This is a genomic window from Paraburkholderia sp. GAS33 (assembly GCF_050436645.1).
Taxonomy (GTDB): domain Bacteria; phylum Pseudomonadota; class Gammaproteobacteria; order Burkholderiales; family Burkholderiaceae; genus Paraburkholderia; species Paraburkholderia phenazinium_B.
The window spans coordinates 94,051-113,536 of the sequence record NZ_JBNDMP010000009.1 but is presented as its reverse complement, the minus strand read 5'-3'; the positions used below and the strand labels follow the sequence as shown (position 1 = coordinate 113,536).

15 protein-coding genes and 1 pseudogene are annotated in these 19,486 nt (G+C 61.5%); 9 read left to right on the top strand and 7 right to left on the bottom strand.

Annotation, left to right across the window (positions count from 1 at the left end; translation table 11 throughout):
* Nucleotides 1-139 precede the first annotated feature (139 nt).
* The 5 genes from P3T24_RS25540 to P3T24_RS25520 form a co-directional block, all read right to left on the bottom strand.
* Complete coding sequence (locus tag P3T24_RS25540; protein ID WP_429439067.1) at nt 140-844, bottom strand: pseudouridine synthase; 705 nt, start codon at nt 842-844, stop codon at nt 140-142.
* A 118-nt stretch (nt 845-962) separates the two neighbouring features.
* Nucleotides 963-1,784, bottom strand: coding sequence for a quaternary amine ABC transporter ATP-binding protein (locus P3T24_RS25535; protein ID WP_429439064.1), 822 nt, complete (start codon nt 1,782-1,784; stop codon nt 963-965).
* 36 nt (nt 1,785-1,820) lie between these two features.
* Nucleotides 1,821-2,810 (bottom strand): ABC transporter permease, encoded by a 990-nt coding sequence (locus P3T24_RS25530; RefSeq protein WP_429439060.1) that lies wholly within the window; start codon nt 2,808-2,810, stop codon nt 1,821-1,823.
* An 80-nt stretch (nt 2,811-2,890) separates the two neighbouring features.
* Entirely contained in the window at nt 2,891-3,931 is a 1,041-nt protein-coding gene (locus P3T24_RS25525) for an ABC transporter substrate-binding protein (protein WP_429439058.1), read from the bottom strand.
* Between the two features lie 101 nt (nt 3,932-4,032).
* The gene (locus P3T24_RS25520) at nt 4,033-5,172 is read right to left on the bottom strand and encodes a mandelate racemase/muconate lactonizing enzyme family protein (protein ID WP_429439055.1); all 1,140 of its coding nucleotides are present in this window, start codon (nt 5,170-5,172) and stop codon (nt 4,033-4,035) included.
* A 210-nt stretch (nt 5,173-5,382) separates the two neighbouring features.
* Here P3T24_RS25520 and P3T24_RS25515 point away from each other — a divergent pair, with 210 nt between their 5' ends.
* From P3T24_RS25515 to P3T24_RS25490, 6 genes are all read left to right on the top strand, one after another.
* Nucleotides 5,383-6,813, top strand: coding sequence for a PLP-dependent aminotransferase family protein (locus tag P3T24_RS25515; RefSeq protein WP_429439052.1), 1,431 nt, complete (start codon nt 5,383-5,385; stop codon nt 6,811-6,813).
* Between the two features lie 118 nt (nt 6,814-6,931).
* Nucleotides 6,932-8,176, top strand: a complete 1,245-nt coding sequence (locus P3T24_RS25510; RefSeq protein WP_429439050.1) for an MFS transporter — start codon at nt 6,932-6,934, stop codon at nt 8,174-8,176.
* 143 nt (nt 8,177-8,319) lie between these two features.
* On the top strand, nt 8,320-10,044 hold the full coding sequence (poxB, locus tag P3T24_RS25505) for a ubiquinone-dependent pyruvate dehydrogenase (RefSeq protein ID WP_429439047.1): 1,725 nt from the start codon (nt 8,320-8,322) through the stop codon (nt 10,042-10,044).
* Between the two features lie 181 nt (nt 10,045-10,225).
* The gene (locus P3T24_RS25500; protein ID WP_429439044.1) at nt 10,226-11,602 is read left to right on the top strand and encodes an amino acid permease; all 1,377 of its coding nucleotides are present in this window, start codon (nt 10,226-10,228) and stop codon (nt 11,600-11,602) included.
* A gap of 461 nt (nt 11,603-12,063) precedes the next feature.
* The gene (locus P3T24_RS25495) at nt 12,064-14,952 is read left to right on the top strand and encodes a muramidase (protein WP_429439042.1); all 2,889 of its coding nucleotides are present in this window, start codon (nt 12,064-12,066) and stop codon (nt 14,950-14,952) included.
* A 3-nt stretch (nt 14,953-14,955) separates the two neighbouring features.
* Nucleotides 14,956-15,441: a hypothetical protein gene (locus P3T24_RS25490; RefSeq protein WP_429439039.1), complete on the top strand. Its 486-nt coding sequence runs from the start codon at nt 14,956-14,958 to the stop codon at nt 15,439-15,441.
* A gap of 295 nt (nt 15,442-15,736) precedes the next feature.
* Here the strand turns inward: P3T24_RS25490 and P3T24_RS25485 are convergent, their stop codons facing one another.
* A complete protein-coding gene (locus P3T24_RS25485; protein WP_429439036.1) occupies nt 15,737-16,225 on the bottom strand; it encodes a transposase in 489 nt (162 codons plus the stop codon).
* On the opposite strand from P3T24_RS25485, the pseudogene P3T24_RS25480 reads away from it, so the two are divergent.
* From P3T24_RS25480 to P3T24_RS25470, 3 genes and pseudogenes are all read left to right on the top strand, one after another.
* A pseudogene (locus P3T24_RS25480) lies at nt 16,178-16,459 on the top strand (aromatic amino acid transporter AroP); the annotation flags it as partial. The gene P3T24_RS25485 and the pseudogene P3T24_RS25480 sit on opposite strands and share 48 nt — an antisense overlap.
* A gap of 124 nt (nt 16,460-16,583) precedes the next feature.
* Nucleotides 16,584-17,219 carry a biliverdin-producing heme oxygenase gene (locus tag P3T24_RS25475; protein WP_429439034.1) on the top strand — a complete coding sequence of 212 codons (636 nt, stop codon included), beginning with the start codon at nt 16,584-16,586 and terminating at the stop codon, nt 17,217-17,219.
* A gap of 106 nt (nt 17,220-17,325) precedes the next feature.
* A complete protein-coding gene (locus P3T24_RS25470; protein WP_429439031.1) occupies nt 17,326-18,960 on the top strand; it encodes a PAS domain-containing sensor histidine kinase in 1,635 nt (544 codons plus the stop codon).
* A gap of 79 nt (nt 18,961-19,039) precedes the next feature.
* On the opposite strand, the gene P3T24_RS25465 is transcribed toward P3T24_RS25470, so the two are convergent.
* On the bottom strand, nt 19,040-19,477 hold the full coding sequence (locus tag P3T24_RS25465; protein WP_074263580.1) for a response regulator: 438 nt from the start codon (nt 19,475-19,477) through the stop codon (nt 19,040-19,042).
* Nucleotides 19,478-19,486 lie beyond the last annotated feature (9 nt).

The window sequence follows — 19,486 nt, the reverse complement described above, 5'->3', positions numbered from 1 at the left end:
GACTTTTTCAGAAGGGCATGCTGCGACGCAGCGCAAAAGGGGCGGTATCGATGGCCGTGTGTGCGCCAGCACGCGCAGGGTGCCCGATGCCACGGGGCTTTGCGGCCCAGGACCGTGCGATTGGCTCGCGATTACCTGTTTACCCGCTCCGTAAAGATCCGAGGTCGGCGTCGTCGAGCCATTGCCATGCGCCGGCTGCCAGCGTCGCGGGCAAGCCGAGGCCGCCAATCCGTTCGCGATGCAACGCCTCGACGCGATTGCCGGCCGCGGCGACCATGCGCTTGACCTGGTGGTACTTGCCTTCGAGCACGGTCAGTTCGAGTGCGTGCTCGCTGCGCGCGTTCGCGGCGACGGCGGCAATCGGTTTAGGCTCTCCATGCAGCAGCACACCCTCGCGCAGCGCGCTGAGTTGCGCCTCGTCGAGCGGATGGCGCGTGGTCGCAAGGTAGACCTTGGGCACCTTGCGTTTGGGCGAGGTGAAGGCATGCACGAACTTGCCGTCGTCGGAGAGGAGCAGCAGGCCGGTCGTGTCCTGATCGAGCCGGCCGACGCATTGCACGCCGCGCTCGGCGAATTGCGGCGGCAGCAGGTTGAACACGCTCAGATGATGCTGCGGCTCGCGCGAGCATTCGTAGCCGGCGGGTTTGTTGAGCAGCAGGTAAGCGTGCTCGCGATACGGCCAGGCGACGCCGTCGACGCTGAAGGTGAGCGCCGCGGTTGAGACATCGGCATCGGGATCGGCGTGTATAGCACCGTCGATCGTCACGCGTCCGTCGGCGATCAGCGTGCGGCATTGACGTCGTGAACCGAAACCCTGGGTGAAGAGAACGCTTTCGAGATTCATGAGGACGAGAGAACGGCAGGGCGACATGCTGGCGGCAGACCGTGTGGTTCGCCGCCTCGCGTATATTCGCGTGCATTCTACCCGGCGCCCGTCGCTACCCTGAGCGACAGCGTTACCTTTACTGCACGCCCGCGCGTCGCTCCACGAAACGCCGCACGTAGTCGTCGGCCGGGCGCGTGAGGATCTCGTCCGGCGTGCCTTCCTGCACCAGCGTGCCGTCACGCAGGATCGCGATACGATTGCCGATGCGCAGCGCCTCGTCCAGATCGTGTGTGATGAACACGATGGTCTTGTTCAGCGTCGCCTGCAACTGCAGCAACTGGTCCTGCATTTCGGTGCGGATCAGCGGATCGAGCGCGGAGAACGCTTCGTCCATCAGCAGCACGTCGGTGTCGGCGGCAAGCGCCCGGGCGAGGCCCACGCGCTGACGCATGCCGCCCGATAACTCGTCGGGATAGTGCTCGCCGTAGCCGTCGAGGCCCACCTTGCCGAGCCACGTGCGCGCCTTCTCGTTGGCCTGGGCTTTGCCCTCGCCACGTGTGCGCAGCGCGTAGGCGGTGTTGTCGAGCACGGTCTGGTGCGGCAGCAGTCCGAAGTTCTGGAACACCATGCTGACCTTGTAACGGCGCAACTCGCGCAAGCCCTGCGGGTTGAGCTTGATGACGTCCGAACCGTCGATCACGATCTCGCCCGCGGTCGGTTCGATCAGCCGGTTGAAGTGACGCACGAGCGTCGACTTGCCGGAGCCCGAGAGGCCCATGATTACGTAGATCTCGCCCGAGCCGATGTTCAGGCTCACATCGTTCAGGCCGACGTTGCAGCCGGTCTGCGCGAGCACGTCGGCCTTGCCCTTGCCGCTCCTGAGCAGGTCGAGCACGCGCGCGTGGCTGGTATCGGGGCCGAACAGCTTGTACACGTGCTTTACTTCTATCGCTGCCATGTCTGTCTCCTTCGTACCGTCGTGCTGTCCTGACGACTACTTCGCCGCACGGGTTTCGAGCCCGCTCTGAGCCGCTTCGCCGTGGCTATCTGCGCTGTCCGTCGTACCGGCTTCGGTTGCCGCGGCCTTGTACGGCACCCGCGACACCGCCCTCGCCCTGCGGCGCAGCGCCAGCAGTCGACGCGTGCGGCGGTCCTGTCCATAACCCTGGCTGATACGGTCGATCACGATCGCCAGAATCACGATCGCAATACCCGCCTGCGTGCCCTTGCCGACATCGAGCGTCTGGATGCCCGCCAGCACGTCTTCGCCGAGTCCGCGTGCGCCGATCATCGAGGCGATCACCACCATCGACAGCGCCATCATCGTCGTCTGGTTGATGCCGGCCATGATGCTCGGCCGCGCGAGCGGCAACTGCACATTGACTAGCAATTGCCAGCGCGTGGTGCCGAAGGCGCGGGCGGCTTCGACCACGTCGGAATCCACGTGACGGATGCCGAGATCGGTCAGACGGATCAGCGGCGGCAACGCGTAAATGATGGTGGCGAGAATCGCCGGCACCTTGCCGAGGCCGAACAGCATCAGTACGGGGATCAGGTACACGAAGCTCGGCAGCGTCTGCATGATGTCGAGCACGGGCAGCAGAACCCGCCTTAGCAGCGCACTGCGCGACGTGAAGATGCCGAGCGGCACACCGAGCACGACCGACAGCACGGTCGCGACCAGCATCAGCGCGAGCGTCTCCATCAGCTTGTCCCACAGCCCGAAGCAGCCGATTGCATAAAGCAGTAGTACGAAGAACGCCGCGATCGGCAGACGCCGCGTCGCATTCCACGTGATCGCGCCAACCGCGAGCAGGATCAGCCACGCGGGCGTGGCCCGCAGCGCGCCTTCGAGCGGCACCAGCAGATAGCGCAGCAGTGCGATGCTGAAGTTGTGGAAGCTGTCACCGTGCGCGGTGACGAACGCCTGAACGACATCGTTCACCCAGTCGGCAATCGACAGATGCAGAAAAAACGAATGCATGATCAAACCTCCGATGCGCGTGAACGGGTGGCGCAGTGCGTCAGCCGTTCAGCGCAAAGCGTCGTGACTTCGTCGGAGAATCAGGCGCCTGTGAGCGAGGCCTGGACTTTCTGGGCCACGTCGTTCGGGACCCACGGTTTCCACATCTCCGGATGGTCGTGGAGGAACTGCCTGGCCATTGTCGGACCGTCGATCTTCTTGCTGGTCATCTCGAGGATGGTCTGGTTCAGGAAGTCCATCGAGAAGCTGACCTTGCCAAAGGCCGCCATCATTTCAGGCTCGGCTTGATAGAACGGCGTCGACACACCGACCTTCAGATGCGACACCAGATACGACGACGCGCACTGCGAGGTGCTGGTATCGGCACGCAGCGTCTTCCAGCAATCGGCGTTGAACGGCGGCATCTTCAGTTGCACGAACTTATATTTGGCCATCAGCGCTGCCGGTTCCCAGTAGTAGAACAGGATCGGCTTGCCACGCTGATACGCGGACGAGATGGCCGCGTCGAGCGCCGCACCGGTGCCTGGGCGGAAGTTCGTGTAGCTGTCGTCGAGCTTGAGCACTTTCAGCAGACGCGTGTTCACGCGTTCGCAGTCCCAGCCGGCCGGACAATTCAGGAAGCGGCCCTTGCCCGGTTCTTCGTCGTCCTCGAAGAGATCCTTGTATTTCGGCAGATCGGCGACCGAGGTCAGGTTCGGTGCGACCGGTTTGATGCCGCGTGCCGGGTCGCCCTTGACGACGTATTCCGGCACGTACCAGCCTTCGTTGGTGCCGCCCGGCAGCGTATCGCCGATCAGCTTGACCTGACCGTCCGCGACGCCCTTGGCGATGATCTCCGAGCGGCCCGTCCACTGTTCGCCCCAGACCTGCAGATCATTACGCGCGAGGGCCGTTTCGGTCGCGGCGGTGCTGCCCGGCACGGTATCCGTTTTGCAGCCGTAGCCTTTCTCGGCGATATAGCGCAGCACTTCCGAGGTGAACGAACCGCTTTCCCAGGTGACGCCCGCAAAGCGGACGGTCTTGCCACTCGAGCACCAGGTGCCCGCGTGCGCGGCGGCCGGGAAGAGGGCGCCCGCGGCGAGTGCCACGCAGGCTGTGCGTATCCAGGTTTTCATCTGCATTGTTTTGTCTCCAATGTCGACCGGAGTTGACGCTTCAGCGCTTACTCCGGTCCCATGCAACGTAGTTGCGTCGGTTTTTAGTGTGTGCCTCGGCAGAGGCGTCAGGCGTAGGTACTTCGAGAACTTTGCGTTGCGGCGAGCACGGCCTCGTCGAGCGTGAGACCGAGACCCGGTTCGTCGGAGAGCGTCAGCCAGCCTTCGCTGTCGACGTCGATCGGTTGCGTCAGCATGAAATCGCGGCGCTCGATCGACCATTCCGGCGGGTCGTAGGGAAACTCGATGAAAGGCGCCGATGCGGCGCCCGCCGTCAGATGAAGATTGGCCGCGAGTCCGATACCGTTGCCCCACGTGTGCGGCGTGAACACCTTGCCGCGCGCTTCGACGGCTTGCGCGAGCTTGCGCAGGCCTTCCATGCCGAGCGAACAGGCGACGTCGGGTTGAAACACGTCGAGACAATCGCGTGCGAGCAGTTGATCGAACTCGTAGCGCTCGCGGGTCATTTCGCCACCGGCGATGCGCATGCCGGTGCTGCGGCGCAGTTCGACATGGCCGTCGTAGTCGCCGCGATGCAGCGGCTCTTCCATCCAGTAGACGCCGTGTTTTTCGAGCTCGCGGGCGACTTCGAGCGCTTCGTTCACCGTCCAGGGTGCCGCTGTGTCCCACGGCATGCGCCAGCCCTGGTTGCAGTCCACCATCAGTTCAAGACGGTCGCCTACCGCATCGCGTACTGCAGCGAGCGCTTCGAAATCGTCGGCGAGGCTTGGACGGCCGAAGCGGATTTTCAGCGCCGGGAAACCGCGTTCGGCGACCTGCAGCGCCATCTTCGCCATGTCGTCCGGGTGCCGGTGCACGCCGCCCGAAGCGTAGGCTCGGATCCGGTTGCTGCGGCCGCCCATCATCTTCCAGCAGGGTTCGCCGCGAATCTTGCCGGCCAGATCCCATAGCGCGATATCGAGCGGCCACGGGCGTCCCGCATGAAAGCCGATGTTGTCCAGCACGGCGCTATGACGCCCGAGAGCGAGCGGATCGGTACCGACGAACAGGTGCTGGTAGTCCGCGAAGCCGTACATCGCATCGCCGGAGCCGATGCCGACGTGGCCCGCGTCGTCATGGACACGCACGATGGTCGCGGGAAATTTGCGCCGCGGCTGGCTATCCCAGGAAGCGGGGAACGGCGGATCGAGCTCCAGCTGGTGGTGCGTGATCTCAATCCGGCTGATACGAGGTGTCTCAAAACTCATGGGCGTTCCTGGGACGAATGCCGCAATGCCGCATGAGGCGGCACGATTGGATTAGGAATGACGTCATGCTATGGAGGTGGCACGAGCAACTCAATCGCTTCAATTAAAGTAAATGACTGCATGCAATGTCGTGCGATTGAATGCGTATGATGCGAATGACACCCATGGCCTCGATGCCAGCGGGAAGGGAACAGGAAGGAGACCGTCGCTATGGCGATGAACGCGTGGCTGCCCAGGATCGAAGCGGGCAGCGATCCAAAATATCAGGTCATTGCGCGAGCTTTCGCGCAGGCCATCCTCAACGGCCAGCTACCAGCGGGCGAAAAGCTGCCGCCGCACCGCTCGCTCGCCAGCGAATTGCACGTCACCACCGGCACGATCAGCCGCGCCTATGCCGAGCTGGAGCGGCAGGGGCTGGCGAATGCGCGCGTCGGCGACGGCACATATGTGGCGCAGGCGCGGGCTCGTGAGATGTCGTCGGGCACGACGACGCGCGGCGCGCTGCGTCCTGGGATGCCACCCGCGCCGGTCTTGATTGATCTCGGGCAGAACGTGCCGCAATCGACGGGCGAAGCAACAGCGTTATGCGTCACGCTGCGCGAAATCGCCAACGACGAACGCCTTGCCGCCGAGCTGCTGCAATACGCGCCGGAAGCAGGCTCGATGCGGCATCGGCTGGCAGGCGCGGCATGGCTGGGGCGCGCAGGCAGTCCGGCGAGTGCGTCGCGCGTACTGGTTACGCAGGGCGCGCAGCATGCGTTGGCGTCGGTGCTGCGCGCGGTCGCCCGGCCGGGCGATACCGTGCTGGCCGAAGTGGTCAGCTACCCTGGGATCATTGCGTTGGCGCGGCAACTGCGGCTGCACCTCGTCGGCGTCGAAATCGACGCCGAGGGTCTTGTGCCCGCCGCGCTCGAACTGGCGTGCAAGTCGCTGCACCCGCGCGCAATTTTTTGCGTACCCACCATCCACAATCCGACCACTGCGACGATGTCGAGCGAGCGGCGCGATGCCGTCGCCGATATCTTGCAGCGGCACGGCGTGCTGCTGATCGAAGACCTGGTGCCGGCGATGTTGCTCGAGGCGCCGCCTGAACCACTTTCGACGCGTCTGCCAGATCAATCGTTTCTGATCGCGGGCCTGTCGAAGTCAGTAGCGCCCGGGTTGCGGGTGGGCTATCTGCAAGCGCCGCCTGCGTGGTGTTCGAAGATCGCGGCGGTGATTCGCAGCGACTGCTGGATGACCGCGCCGTTGATGGCCGAAGTGGTGTCGCGCTGGATTGAAAACGGCGAGATGGAGCGGTTGAATGGCTTGCAGCGCGCGCATATCGAAACGCAGCACGAGGTGGCGAAGGAAGTGCTCGATGGCGTCGCCTACCGGCACGCGGCGACGAGTTCGCATCTGTGGCTGCCGCTGCCCGAGCCGTGGCGTGCCGCGGAGTTTGCGGCGGCGTTGCGGCATGAGGGGGTGCTGGTTAAGACTGCCGACAGTTTTGTGATTGGTCGTAACGCGGCGCCGCATGCAATTCGGGTTTGCATGACAGGCGCTACTTCGCGCGACGCGCTGTTCCGTGGGTTGTCGATTATTCGCACTACGCTCGATCACGGGCTCGAGAGTGGGATGGCGTCCTCGTACGCGCCATGAAGGCCTGGCGGTAGCGAAGTAGGTTGCACCCGCTGTTACATGAATAACAGCGCAAGAAGCGGAGCGTACCTTCAGGCACAAACCGCGACGATGACCTCATTGAAACTGGAGGTTATCGATGCGTGTCCCGTTCTCCCAACCCGCCATCAGACTACCCGCCGCATTCCAGCGGCTTGCGTGGTCGAATCTCGTTGCGCAGTCAGCCGAGCAGATCAGCCTCGCTGCCGCGCCGCTCGTTGCCGTGTTCGCGCTCGGCGCGAGCGCGCGTGAAACAGGTTTGCTGCAGACCGCCCAGACCTTGCCTTTCCTGTTGCTGTCGATTCCGCTCGGCGTGTGGGCCGATCGTCGCTCGCGCCGGACCCTGATGGCGCTCGCTGAAGGCATGCGCGTGATCGCCATGCTGAGCGTGCTGTTACTGGTGATCTCGCATCAATTGACGTTGCCTTGGCTAGCTGCGCTCGGGTGTCTCGGCGCGACCGGCACGGTGGCGTACAACGTGGCGGCACCATCGTTAGTGCCGTCGCTGGTGTCGCGCGAGTCGTTCGCAGCCGCGAATGGGCGGCTCGAACTGGCACGCAGCGTCGCGTATTCCGCAGGACCTGCGCTCGGCGGCATGCTGGTGGGCTGGATCGGCGCGGGCTGGGCGTACGGCTGCGCGGCCGGCCTCTCGGCGTTGGCGGTCGCATTGCTAGCGGGGTTGCGTGAACCGCCGCGTACACTGACTGGGCAGCGCCACTTCCTGCGTGAACTGCGCGACGGTACCCGCTTCGTGCTGCGTGACGCCTTGCTGCGTCCGATGATCGCCACGGCCGTGTTTTTCAATCTCGGCTTCTTCATGCTGCAGGCGGTGTATGTGCCGTACGCGGTGCACCGGCTTGGGCTGACGGCGTCGGCTGTGGGCGTAACGCTCGGCGCGTATGGTGTCGGCATGGTGTGTGGGGCACTGGCAGCGCCGTCGATCGCGCAGCGGCTCAGATTCGGGCGCGTGTTGACGATTGGTCCTTTTTGCGGACTGCTCGCTTCTCTGGTGATGGTGGCAACGCTGGCCGTACCATCGTTCTGGTTGGCAATGCTAAGCTTCTTTCTGCTCGGTGTGGGGCCGATTCTCTGGGTGGTCGGCTCGACGACCTTGCGCCAGGCCATCACGCCTGATGGAATGATGGGACGTGTCTCGGCGATCAACAGCACGGCGACCTATGGCGCACGACCGCTCGGCGCATTGCTGGGTGCCGCGGTCAGCGGGCATTGGGGTATGGAGGCGTGTCTGGTAATGGCAGCCGTTGCGTTTGTGGCGCAGGCGCTGATCATCGTGGGGTCGCCAGCGGCGCGGCTAGAAGCGGTTCCCGACGGGGCAGCGGCGTGACTGTCGGTCGCGCGATTGGCTGCACGATCCGCCTACGACAGCTATCCTGTCAGTTGCGTCACCCAGCCCATGCGATGTCACGGAGCGGCAACGTCGACTCATGACATCCGCGTGCACTTCTCTCTTCTTTGGCGGAGCAGAGCATGAGCAAACAGACTATTGCAGACTTCCTGGCAAAAACGCTTCACGCGGCGGGAGTCGAACGTATCTGGGGCGTGACCGGCGACAGCCTGAATGGCCTGTCCGACAGCCTCTACCGCCTAGGTTCGATCCGCTGGATGCACACCCGCCACGAAGAAGTCGCCGCTTTCGCCGCGGGTGCCGACGCTGCCGCCACCGGCAAGCTCGCGGTCTGCGCCGGTAGTTGCGGTCCCGGCAATCTGCATCTGATCAACGGCCTGTACGACTGCCATCGCAACCATCAACCTGTGCTCGCCATCGCGGCGCATATTCCGTCATCGGAAATTGGCCTCGGTTACTTTCAGGAGACGCATCCGCAGGAGCTCTTCAAGGAGTGCAGTCACTACGTCGAACTCGTGACGAACCCGTCGCAGTTCCCACGCGTTCTGGCCACCGCGATGCACACGGCGATCGAACAGCAGGGCGTGGCCGTGATCGTTTTGCCCGGCGATGTGGCGCTCGGCGAAGCACCCGATGAAGTCCCGGCATGGGCGGGCACGTTGGAGCCGGCTACGCTGTTGCCTGCCGCTGCGGATATAGACAGACTCGCCGAGCTGCTGAACCAGGCCGAAGGCGTCACGCTGTTGTGCGGCAGCGGTTGCGCAGGGGCGCACGACGAAGTGGTCGCACTGGCCGACGCGCTCGGCGCGCCGACCGTCCATGCGTTGCGCGGCAAACAGTACGTCGAATGGGATAATCCGTACGATGTCGGTATGACGGGCCTGATCGGTTTTAGCTCGGGCTACTACGCCATGATGTCGTCCGATACGCTTGTCATGCTCGGCACGGATTTTCCGTATCGCAACTTTTATCCGTCGCATGGCAATGTGGTGCAGATCGATCGCCGGGGTAGCGCGCTCGGCAAACGTACGCCATTGAAGATGGGTTTAGTCGGCGACATCAAGCCTACCCTGCAAGCGCTGTTGCCGAAGCTCACCCGCAAGACCGATCGCGACTTTATCGAACGGGCCCGCACCCATTACTTTGCCGCGCGGCTCACCCTCGACGACCTCGCGCGGCCATCCGATCCCGGTAAGCCTATTCATCCGCAATACCTGACGAGCATCGTCGATGAGATCGCCGACGAGGATGCGGTGTTCACCGTCGACGTCGGCACGCCGACCCTGTGGGCCGCCCGCTATCTGACGATGAATGGCAAGCGCACTTTGCACGGCTCGTTCAATCACGGCTCGATGGCGAACGCCATGCCGCAGGCGCTCGGCGCCAAAGCCGCGCAGCCGGATCGGCAGGTGATCTCGCTATCGGGCGACGGCGGCCTCTCGATGCTGCTCGGCGATCTGCTGACAGCACGACAACTCGATCTGCCGATCAAGGTGGTCGTGTACAACAACAGCTCGCTGGGCTTCGTGGCCATGGAGATGAAAGCTGGCGGTTACCTCGATAGCGGCACGGACCTTAGCGCCACCGATTTCGCCGCTATTGCGAAAGGTGCTGGCATCTATAGCGTACGTGTGGAGGATTCCGAAGCAATTGGCGACGCCTTGCGTGATGCGTTCGCGCATCCCGGCCCAGCGGTGATCGACGTCGTCACGGCAAAGCACGAGCTCGCCATGCCGCCGAAGATCCAGTGGGCGCAGGCCAAGGGCTTCAGTCTGTATATGTTGCGTGCGGTGCTCAACGGGCGTGGCGATGAAGTGGTGGAACTGGCGAATACGAATCTGCGCTAACACTATTGGCAACGGTCTGCTGCTGCTTCTGCGTCGCGCGTCGCGGGTTCGTCCCATGTCGCGGATTGGTCCCAGTGCCCGGTCACATCGGACAGGCTAAAATCTTTGGCTTTTCCAGGCGAGGCCATGAATCTGGCCTGGTGACCGATATCCACACACAGAGACACACTGAGGCGCAATTTTGAATAGTCCACAGCAGCAAGAGGGCCTGAAGCGCGGGCTGAAAAATCGTCACATCCAGCTCATTGCGCTGGGCGGGGCGATCGGCACCGGCTTGTTCCTCGGTTCAGCTAGCGTGTTGCAGGCGGCCGGCCCGTCCATGATTCTCGGCTACGCGATCGGCGGCGTCATCGCATTCATGATCATGCGGCAGCTCGGCGAGATGGTCGCGCAAGAACCGGTGGCGGGTTCGTTTAGCCATTTTGCCTACAAGTACTGGGGTGATTTCCCAGGCTTTCTGTCGGGCTGGAATTACTGGGTGCTCTACGTGCTGGTCAGCATGGCCGAGTTGACGGCTGTGGGAACGTACGTGCATTTCTGGTGGCCTGGTGTGCCGGCCTGGGCGTCGGCGCTGGTGTGCTTCGTCGGCATCAACGCGATCAATCTGGCGAATGTGAAGGCCTACGGCGAGACCGAGTTCTGGTTCGCGATCGTCAAGGTGGTGGCGGTGATCGGCATGATCCTGTTCGGCGGCTATCTGCTGATTAGCGGCCATGGTGGACCGCAAGCGTCGATCACCAATCTCTGGGCCAATGGTGGCTTCTTTCCGCACGGGTTTCATGGCCTCTTCATGATGCTGGCTGTGATCATGTTTTCCTTCGGCGGCCTGGAGCTGATCGGCATCACGGCGGCCGAGGCGGATGAGCCGCGCAAGAGCATTCCCAAGGCGGTGAATCAGGTGATCTACCGGATTCTGATTTTTTACATCCTCTCGCTGGTGGTGCTGCTGTCGCTGTATCCGTGGAATCAGGTGGCGGCCGGCGGCAGCCCGTTCGTGATGATCTTCTCGCAGATCGGCTCGACGCTTACGGCGAATATTCTCAACATCGTGGTGCTGACGGCCGCGCTGTCTGTCTACAACAGCGGTGTGTATGCGAATAGCCGCATGCTTTATGGCCTCGCGGAGCAGGGCAACGCGCCGCGCGCGCTGATGAAGGTCGATCGTCGTGGCGTGCCGTATCTGGCGATTGGCCTGTCCGCGCTGGCGACATTTGCCTGCGTGATCATCAACTACCTGATTCCTTCGGAAGCGCTCGGTGTGCTGATGGCGCTGGTGGTGGCCGCGCTGGTGCTGAACTGGTCGTTGATCAGCCTCACGCATCTGAAGTCGCGCAAGGCGATGGTGGCGGCAGGGCAGACGCTGGTGTTCAGGTCGTTCTGGTTTCCGGTCAGCAACTGGATCTGCCTGGCGTTCATGGCGATGGTTCTGGTGATTCTCGCGATGACGCCGGGGTTGTCGGTTTCGGTGTGGCTGGTGCCGGTGTGGTTGCTGGTGATGTGGGTGGGTTATGTGGTGAAGCGGCGGCGGGCGGGGGCGGTTGTTGGCGTTTTGCGATAACGGTTGGGCCTACTGATCAAGGGGCGCAACAGCGCTCAACTGCTCAACGGCCTGATGACCCACGGTTACTTCGACCAGATGCGCCTACCCCGACTCTCATAACCTCAACTTTCCGAACCGCCCCGTGCGGACCCGCATGCAGGGGGCAGGGGAACGGCCTCATGGCCGTTTCCTACGCCGATGCACGTATAGCGGTACTTGGTCAGTCAGCCGCGATCCCAGCCGCATTGCGCCTCGACAATAAATGACAAATTTTTAGACTTTGCTGGATTGAATCGAGATAGCTCGCAGGGTAAAAGGCTTTAAGGGCGAAATTAGCCCCGCATCGCGGCCCTCCTTACCTTTGTAGTTCTGTTGCACGAGGCCGTGTCCATCAATTCGCGCACGCCGCCCCATTGAAAGCCGGCACGCGGCGCTCGCGATTCAGTACACACGCAAACTGACAGGAGTACGCGAAGCACATGGCTACACACAGTCATTCGCATCATCCCGCAGCGCCAGTGTCACCTACCCCTCCTCCGCCACAATGGCAGCCGCTGAACTGGAGCTTCCCGTTCACACCTGCCAGCGGCGATTCAGCCGATCCCCAGACCTGGCTCGATGCGCTCGCAGGAGCGGACGGTGGATTCTATCCGCTGGGTCGAAACGGCATGTTCCACGGCGGTATCCACTTCGATGCGGGAACCGGCGGCGACCTTAAGCAGGGCGATGGCGTCAAAGTCATTGCCGATGGCGAGGTCGTCGCGTACCGGCTGGATTCGGCGTATCCCGAACTGACTTATCCGACCACGCCACCCCGCTACGCGCTGTATTCGACGGGGTTTGTGCTGGTGCGTCACAAGCTTGTGTTGCCGCCCGCGCCGAAGGCCGCCGATTCACCGGCTGGTGCGTCAGTGGCATCGGCGCCCGCTGCGACTCCGGCGGGCGCGAGCGGCGCGCAGGCCCCACAGACGTATCAGCCGCCCCCCGACGAGGTGTTGGAATTCTATAGCCTTTACATGCACCAGCTTGACTGGGCGGGTTACCAGGCAGCCGAACAGGCGGACAGCAGTAGCGCGCAGTCTGTGCCTTCGATTCGCCGGTTGCCTTTCTGGCAGGGCGACCGGCTTTTTCGGGTCGGCGCGAAAGCGAAGGACAAGTTGCCTGTGTCGCCGGCCAGTCCGGTTGACGCCGCCCAGAATACCGATGCATCGCAGACCGGTGTTCGCATTTGCGACCGCGCATCGGGATCGGTAATCGGCCTGTTGCCCCGCGGTGGCGAACTCACCATCGTTGGCAATGCAGCGAAAGGATGGGCGCAGATCGCAGCCATTTCGACGGGCGTGCCGGTTGCAGCCGTCGCAGGCGTGACGCCCGACCCGCGCGCCGCTACGGGCTGGGTGAACCTTGACGAACTCGACGGAGTCACCGATCCGAAACCGCTGGATACGGTCGTTGTGCTTGATACGCCGTTCGAGGTTCGCGCGGGCGATCTAGTGGGCTACCTGGGCGAGTATCAGAACTCCACCCAGTCGAGCGCGTTCCCACCCACGCCGGTGCGACCGCTGCTTCACGTCGAGGTCTTTACCGGCGCGCAGATCAACGATTTCATCCAGAAGAGCCGGGAGCGCGCGAACAAACTGGGTGATAAGGTCCCTGGCGGAAAGTCCCTGCTGGTGATCCGGCAGGGGACAAAATTCGTCGAACCCTCCGATTCGCAAAGCAACGCTCAACTGGCGGGTCTCACGCTTGCACTCGCGCTGGGCGATCCTGGCAAGGGATGCTGGGCCAAGGTGCAGCCGACCCGGATTGCGGCACAATCCGGCGCGCACGGCCACGGTCATACCCGTCAAGTCAGCGGCACGCTCGTAGGCAGTCCACTATGGGTTGAACGCAAGTACGCGGGCAAGGTTGCCGGTGCGACGGTGCAGACGTGGACGGACTTCCCGTTGCAGCTTGCCAATGCGCAAGGGTCGGCGGTCGGCTACCAAGAGGTATTTTCACGCGCCCAGCTTGACCAGCTTCCCGATGACAGAAGGGCGGCGGACGAGAGGAAGAACCAAGGGACGCCCACACAATGGTGGTCAATTGATGCGGGCGACAGTGACGGCAAGGCGATCTACGGCTGGGTGTGCGAGAAGGGCCACCTCGAAACGCTATGGCAAAGCCCGTGGGCGTGGCCGGATTTCGATACGGTTGATACGACCGGAATCCCCGTAATTGACCTGTACCGGCGCAACCTGTTTGAGACGAAGCAGTTGCTCGACGGCGAGGAACAGGCATTCAGCCCCGTTGCTACGAAGGCGAACGCCAGTCCGTTAATCGCGAAGCTGGAGAAGGCGGTGAAGCGTGGGGGTAGCGGCAACGGGAACGTGCTGGTTCCGGCTGACCTGAAGAAGGCGTTGACCGTGCCATGGCTGGCGGAAGTGGTTTCGCACCTGATCGTCAGCTACGAAAGCGAATGGGGCGGCGACATGAGCAAGTGGGAAGCGTTGTCGCCGCTGATGGGTGACGACGGCAAGCCTATCTGGCAGACCGAGCTTGAGCGTATCGAAAAGCTGAAATGGTGGGACAAGGCGAGCGCGATCAACGGCTTTCCCGCCAGCCCGGACGTTTGGCATATTCACCCAATCGGACTGGTGGGCAATTTTATGAATCAAAGCCAACTAATAACGCTAGAAATGTTAGTGGCGGTTGAGCCATCAAATTCGACTGATTATTATCAAACTATTTTACCTTACTTGAACAAGTATGCAGCAATCTATCTGGTTAATAAACCAAAAAGAATTGCGCACTTTCTTTCGCAAGCAGCGCACGAAAGCCGACTGCGCGCGTCCGAGGAAGAGTTAAGCTATAGCCCGCAAAATATGAGAAAAACCTTTGGCTGTAAAGGCGGCCCAAAGAATTATGATTCCCGTTGCGACGATTGTACGCACGGAAGATTAAGGGAAAAACTTTGGGGGCAATCGCAATATTATGCCCATAATCCGAAGCATCTCGCTGATTATGTATATGCGAACCGAATGGAAAATGGCGCCGAAGACAGCGGTGATGGGTATAAATATCGCGGACGCGGATTTATTCAAGTAACGGGCAAGAGCGGGTATCAGTCATTTCAAGATGAGCATAATCGGAGATCGCCAGATGATCGACAGGATTTTGTCGAAAACCCTGATCTTGTGTTCTCAAATGCCGAATATGCCGTCGAATCAGCCTTTGTGTTTTGGGCACGTACCAATCTGAATTCCGTTGCTGATTCCGGAACTGTCAAAGACGTGACTCAGGTTGTGAACGGAGGGCAAACAGGATACTCGGATCGATTGCGCCGATTCAACGCGATTGCACCTACTTTAAATCTGGAAGCAGAGTAATTCATGAAAAAATTAAAAATCATCATCACATTGATTGTTAATTTGACTATCGCAATAGCCGCTCATGCAGAGGGGATGTGTAAATTGGGAGAATTGACGATCTTCAATTGCGAACTGCCTAAATCAACTTCATCGCTATGCCAATCCACGGATAGGAGTGCTTTGACGTATCGCAATGGAGTCGGTGGAAAGATTTGCTTCGAGTTGTCAAGTAGCGATAACAAAAGCGCGCCTGTTTTCTATTTTTCTAATATCCCATACTCAGGAGGTGGAGAGGCTCATGTTCGATTTTCAAACCAGGAATACACCTATTATCTATATGACAAGACGATCAAAAGCGACGAGGGGCCAACATTTTCTGCCGGCATCGTTATATACAAAAAGCAGGGCGAGATTTCAAATCTTGTTTGCGGCAATGATGCCTCCATTCATGAGAGCGCCTATCAATCCATTACCAGGGAAACTTATCACTCCATTGGCGCAAAGTGATCACCTCAGACTTCCCCAAGAGGCTCGACTGGGGCGTCTGCGTAAAGCTGCCCCCATAAGCGCGCAGTAAATGCCGTGGCTGACAACGATGACGTGCGTGCGGTTACTCATGCGGTCAATGCCTGCGAGAACGGATACGCTGATCGAAAGATTGCGTACAAGAATGTGGCGCGGATTTTTGGGATTGGCTTTAGAAGAGGCTTGGTGTGCGTGCATTCAGATTTTTTATCTACTTCCTCGTTATTTCAAACTGTATCGGGCGAGCAGTTGGCCGCGAATTCAGTCTGCCATGTCCTCATTTGAATCCGCAGGGGATGGATGTCGAGATGCTGCTCGAAGCGAATGCGCAGTTTGCCGAAACCAGCAAACCAGGCATGCGTGCGCTCGACGCCCAGCGATGCCGCCCGAACCGCTCCTTGCTTTCCACCGCGCGATGGGCGATATGTGCCGTAATACCGCGCGGCTTCAGGTAACGCCGACAGCGGGCAAAGTCATATCCCTTTTCTGCACGCAACTTGCCTAAGCGGTTGCGCGGCTGTCCACGCAGGCCCGAGACTGCCAGAATGGCATCGAGCGTGGGCTCGAATGCCATCGAGTCATGTCGGTTAGCGCCCGTGATGGTGATGGCCAGCGGAAGGCCGCGCGTGTCTCCAACTATGAGCCGCTTCGACCCGAGCTTTCCCCGGTCTTTCGGGTTGGGGCCGGTTTCCTGGCCCCCGGGGCCGGGAACACTTGCGTGGTGGCCGCGCTGGTGCTGAACTGGTCGCTGATCAGCCTCACGCATCTGAAGTCTCGCAAGGCGATGGTGGCGGCAGGGCAGGCGCTGGTGTTTAGGTCGTTCTGGTTTCCGGTCAGCAACTGGATCTGCCTGGCGTTCATGGCGATGATTCTGGTTATTCTCGCGATGACGCCGGGGTTGTCGGTTTCGGTGTGGCTGGTGCCGGTGTGGTTGCTGGTGATGTGGGTGGGTTATGTGGTGAAGCGGCGGCGGGCGGGCGCTGTTCACGCTACGCGTTGAGCCTGGCGCCCGGAGCCTCGTTCAGGAGGCCCTGCGTCGTGCCGTACCTTCATGCCCGGCCGAAATTCGACCGCGCGCCGCGCCAGATAGAATGCATGGATCGTTATCCGCTTTGGAACACTTCGTGGCCGCATCTTCACCGCATTCCCCGGACGTCCTTGCCGCGCTGCGCGCGGCCACCGCGCAACGACATGCCACACTCGACTCCTCGATGCCGCTGGCGAAACCGCATCCGTCCATTGCCGATTATCGCGATCATCTGTTGCTGCTAAAGGCGTGGCTGGGTCCAATCGAAAGCTGGCTTGCGGGTTTCGCGGATGGTCCGCAGGATCCCCGGACGCTGACACCGTTGCGGCGTCTGCCGTTAATCGAAAGCGATCTGGCGCACGACGCGATTGCCGGGTTGAGTGAGCGGACGAATGACGCGAAGCCCCGAGCGTTGCCGCGCGCTCACGGCGACAATCCCGCCTACCGTTGGGGCGTGTGCTACGTCGTGGAAGGATCGCAACTGGGCGGCGCGGTGCTTTATAAAAGGTTGCACGCACAACTGGCGCCGCACCCGTTGCGCTATCTGGCTGGCAATGGCGAACCGGTCGGGCCGCGCTGGCATCGGTTCGTCCAGGGTTTACAGCAGGACGTAACGGAAGGCGCTGCGGTGCTGAGCGCCTGCGAGGGCGCAAGACACGCATTCGATAGCTTGCTTGAACTTTTACCGCATTCGAGCAGGCATGCCGGGGGAGTTTTTACCGACCACGCCTGATGGTTCGTGCTTCACGGTGCCTGGCGGCCTCGTGCCGAAGATATGCCGGGAATGCTGGCCCAAACCCTGCGGTCAAGCTTTCTGGTTTCGGGTAAAGTTTCGGACTATGGATAGACCTTCCCGAGAGCAGACAGCAGCGTCCTCCATCGACCCGGCGTCGGTGTTCGATTTGCTGCCCGATGCTTACCTCATCCTTGACGAACAGCGGGTCGTGGTTCTGGCCAACGCGCGTTATCTGAGCGTGCTCGGCGTAACGCTGGCCGAAATACAGGGGCGCTCGGTCTACGACATCAACCAGTTCGGTTCCGAGCAGCAACGCAACGAACGCCGTGCCTGGCTTGGAGACGCGCTGGACAATCTGGTGCCCGGAGAAATGCGTCTGTCACCGCTGCTGCGCTACGACATGGCAGCGGGTGGCCTCGAAGCGAGCCGTCCCGATGTGCGTTATTGGCAAATCAAGGCCAGCATGATGCCCGGGGGGGCGGCGCAAGGGCGACTGATAGCGCTATGCGTGCTCGATGTCACCGCAAGCATTGCGGCCAACGAGCGCAACCAGCGCGAGCGCGCCAAGTTGCGCTCACAGGCGCGCCTGCGCCAGGTACTGGTGGAAGAGGCGACCGCGCAGCTGCGCGACCATCAGGAGCAATTCCAGCAGGCGCTGGCGTTTGCGCATGTGGGCGCCTGGGAACTCAATCCGTCGACTGGCGCCATCGATTGCACGGCCCAGTGCAAGGCCAACCTGGGGCTGCCTTCCGACGTGGCGCTCGATGAGCACCGCTTCTTTACCGAACTCGTGTATCCCGACGATCGCGCGCGCGTACGCGAGACCATGCTGCATGCGATCGAGAACCGTGAGCCGTTCGAAGTCGAATACCGGGTGGTCTGGCCAGCGCAATCCGTGCATTGGATTCTGGTGCGCGCCGCGGGACGTTATCTCGGGGACGGCACGCTTAAATCAATGCTCGGTTTCACCCTCGATATCACCCGGCGCAAAGAGGCCGAGCTCGAGCAGCAGGCCATCGCGCAAGCGGAGAAACGTGCTCGCGAAGAAAGCGATCGCGCCGCCCGCGCCATGGATCATTTTGTCACGGCGGTCAGTCATGAGCTGCGTTCGCCCCTCGGTGCGATCCTCTCGTGGACGGCGCTGTTACAGCGTGCAGGCGACGCTTCACATGTTGTGCGCGTAACCGATGTGATCGAACGCAACGCCCGGCAGTTGTCGCATATGGTCGACGATCTGCTCGATAGCGGCGCGATCGCCACCGGCAAACTATCGGTCAACCGGCAGCCCGTGGACCTCGGTGCGCTAGCCGGCAATGTGGCGGAAGACATCCGCATGAAGGCCGAGGCCAAGGGACTGCGTCTGAAAGCGGATGACATACGCTCCTGCCTGGTGATGGCAGACGAAAGCCGTATGAAACAGGTGGTGTGGAATCTGTTGTCGAACGCCGTCAAATTCTCTGCGAGCGGTACCGTCGAACTGGTTGTCGGCGTGAACGGCGACAAGGCGGAACTGAGCGTGCGCGATAGCGGCTCGGGGATCGAGGCTGAGGCGTTAGGCCGGATCTTCGAACGGTTCGAACAGATCGGTGCAGAGGGCGCGGGGCGTGTGGGCGGTTTAGGGCTGGGCCTGTGGCTGGTCAAGCATCTGGTCGATCTGCACGACGGCAGTGTGTTTGCCGAAAGCGCCGGGCGTGGGCAGGGCGCCACGTTTCACGTCCTGTTGCCGCTTTATCAATGATGGCGCCGATTTAGCATCTTCGAAGTGCATTCAGTCGAACGCCGGACGACCGGCGCACCTGGCGAACCTTCGGTCCCGCTCAGTCGGTATAAGGCGGCGGTTCGTTAAGGACTGCCCAGAACATACCGAGATCGCTGATCGCAGCCATGAAGTCGTCGAACTCTACCGGCTTCACGACATAGGCATTCACGCCGAGATCGTAGCTGCGCAGTAAATCTTTCTCTTCACGCGAGGACGTCAGCATCACGACCGGAATTCTTTTCAGGCGGTCGTCGGCGCGCACGCTTTTCAACACCTCGTGGCCGTCGATCTTCGGCAATTTCTTGTCCAGCAAAATGACCGCGGGATTCTCGTCCGTGCGTGTGCTCCATTGTCCTTCGCGCCGCAGATAATCGAGCGCCTCCGCGCCGTCGCGTACGGATACGACCGGATTCGCAAGGCGCGATTTCTCGAGCGCAATCAGTGTCAGCTCGATGTCGTTAGGATTGTCTTCCACTAAGAGGATGGGTCTTAACACGCTGCGTTC

What these genes read in the sequence shown, in the direction of transcription:
- P3T24_RS25535 (WP_429439064.1), bottom strand. Translation starts at nt 1,784, where the DNA reads ATGGCAGCGATAGAAGTAAAGCACGTGTACAAGCTGTTCGGCCCCGAT.
- P3T24_RS25530 (WP_429439060.1), bottom strand. Translation starts at nt 2,810, where the DNA reads ATGCATTCGTTTTTTCTGCATCTGTCGATTGCCGACTGGGTGAACGAT.
- P3T24_RS25490 (WP_429439039.1), top strand. Translation starts at nt 14,956, where the DNA reads ATGAAAAAATTAAAAATCATCATCACATTGATTGTTAATTTGACTATC.
- P3T24_RS25510 (WP_429439050.1), top strand. Translation starts at nt 6,932, where the DNA reads ATGCGTGTCCCGTTCTCCCAACCCGCCATCAGACTACCCGCCGCATTC.
- P3T24_RS25495 (WP_429439042.1), top strand. Translation starts at nt 12,064, where the DNA reads ATGGCTACACACAGTCATTCGCATCATCCCGCAGCGCCAGTGTCACCT.
- P3T24_RS25520 (WP_429439055.1), bottom strand. Translation starts at nt 5,172, where the DNA reads ATGAGTTTTGAGACACCTCGTATCAGCCGGATTGAGATCACGCACCAC.
- P3T24_RS25485 (WP_429439036.1), bottom strand. Translation starts at nt 16,225, where the DNA reads ATGCGTGAGGCTGATCAGCGACCAGTTCAGCACCAGCGCGGCCACCAC.
- P3T24_RS25540 (WP_429439067.1), bottom strand. Translation starts at nt 844, where the DNA reads ATGAATCTCGAAAGCGTTCTCTTCACCCAGGGTTTCGGTTCACGACGT.
- P3T24_RS25525 (WP_429439058.1), bottom strand. Translation starts at nt 3,931, where the DNA reads ATGCAGATGAAAACCTGGATACGCACAGCCTGCGTGGCACTCGCCGCG.
- P3T24_RS25470 (WP_429439031.1), top strand. Translation starts at nt 17,326, where the DNA reads ATGGATAGACCTTCCCGAGAGCAGACAGCAGCGTCCTCCATCGACCCG.
- P3T24_RS25515 (WP_429439052.1), top strand. Translation starts at nt 5,383, where the DNA reads ATGGCGATGAACGCGTGGCTGCCCAGGATCGAAGCGGGCAGCGATCCA.
- poxB (WP_429439047.1), top strand. Translation starts at nt 8,320, where the DNA reads ATGAGCAAACAGACTATTGCAGACTTCCTGGCAAAAACGCTTCACGCG.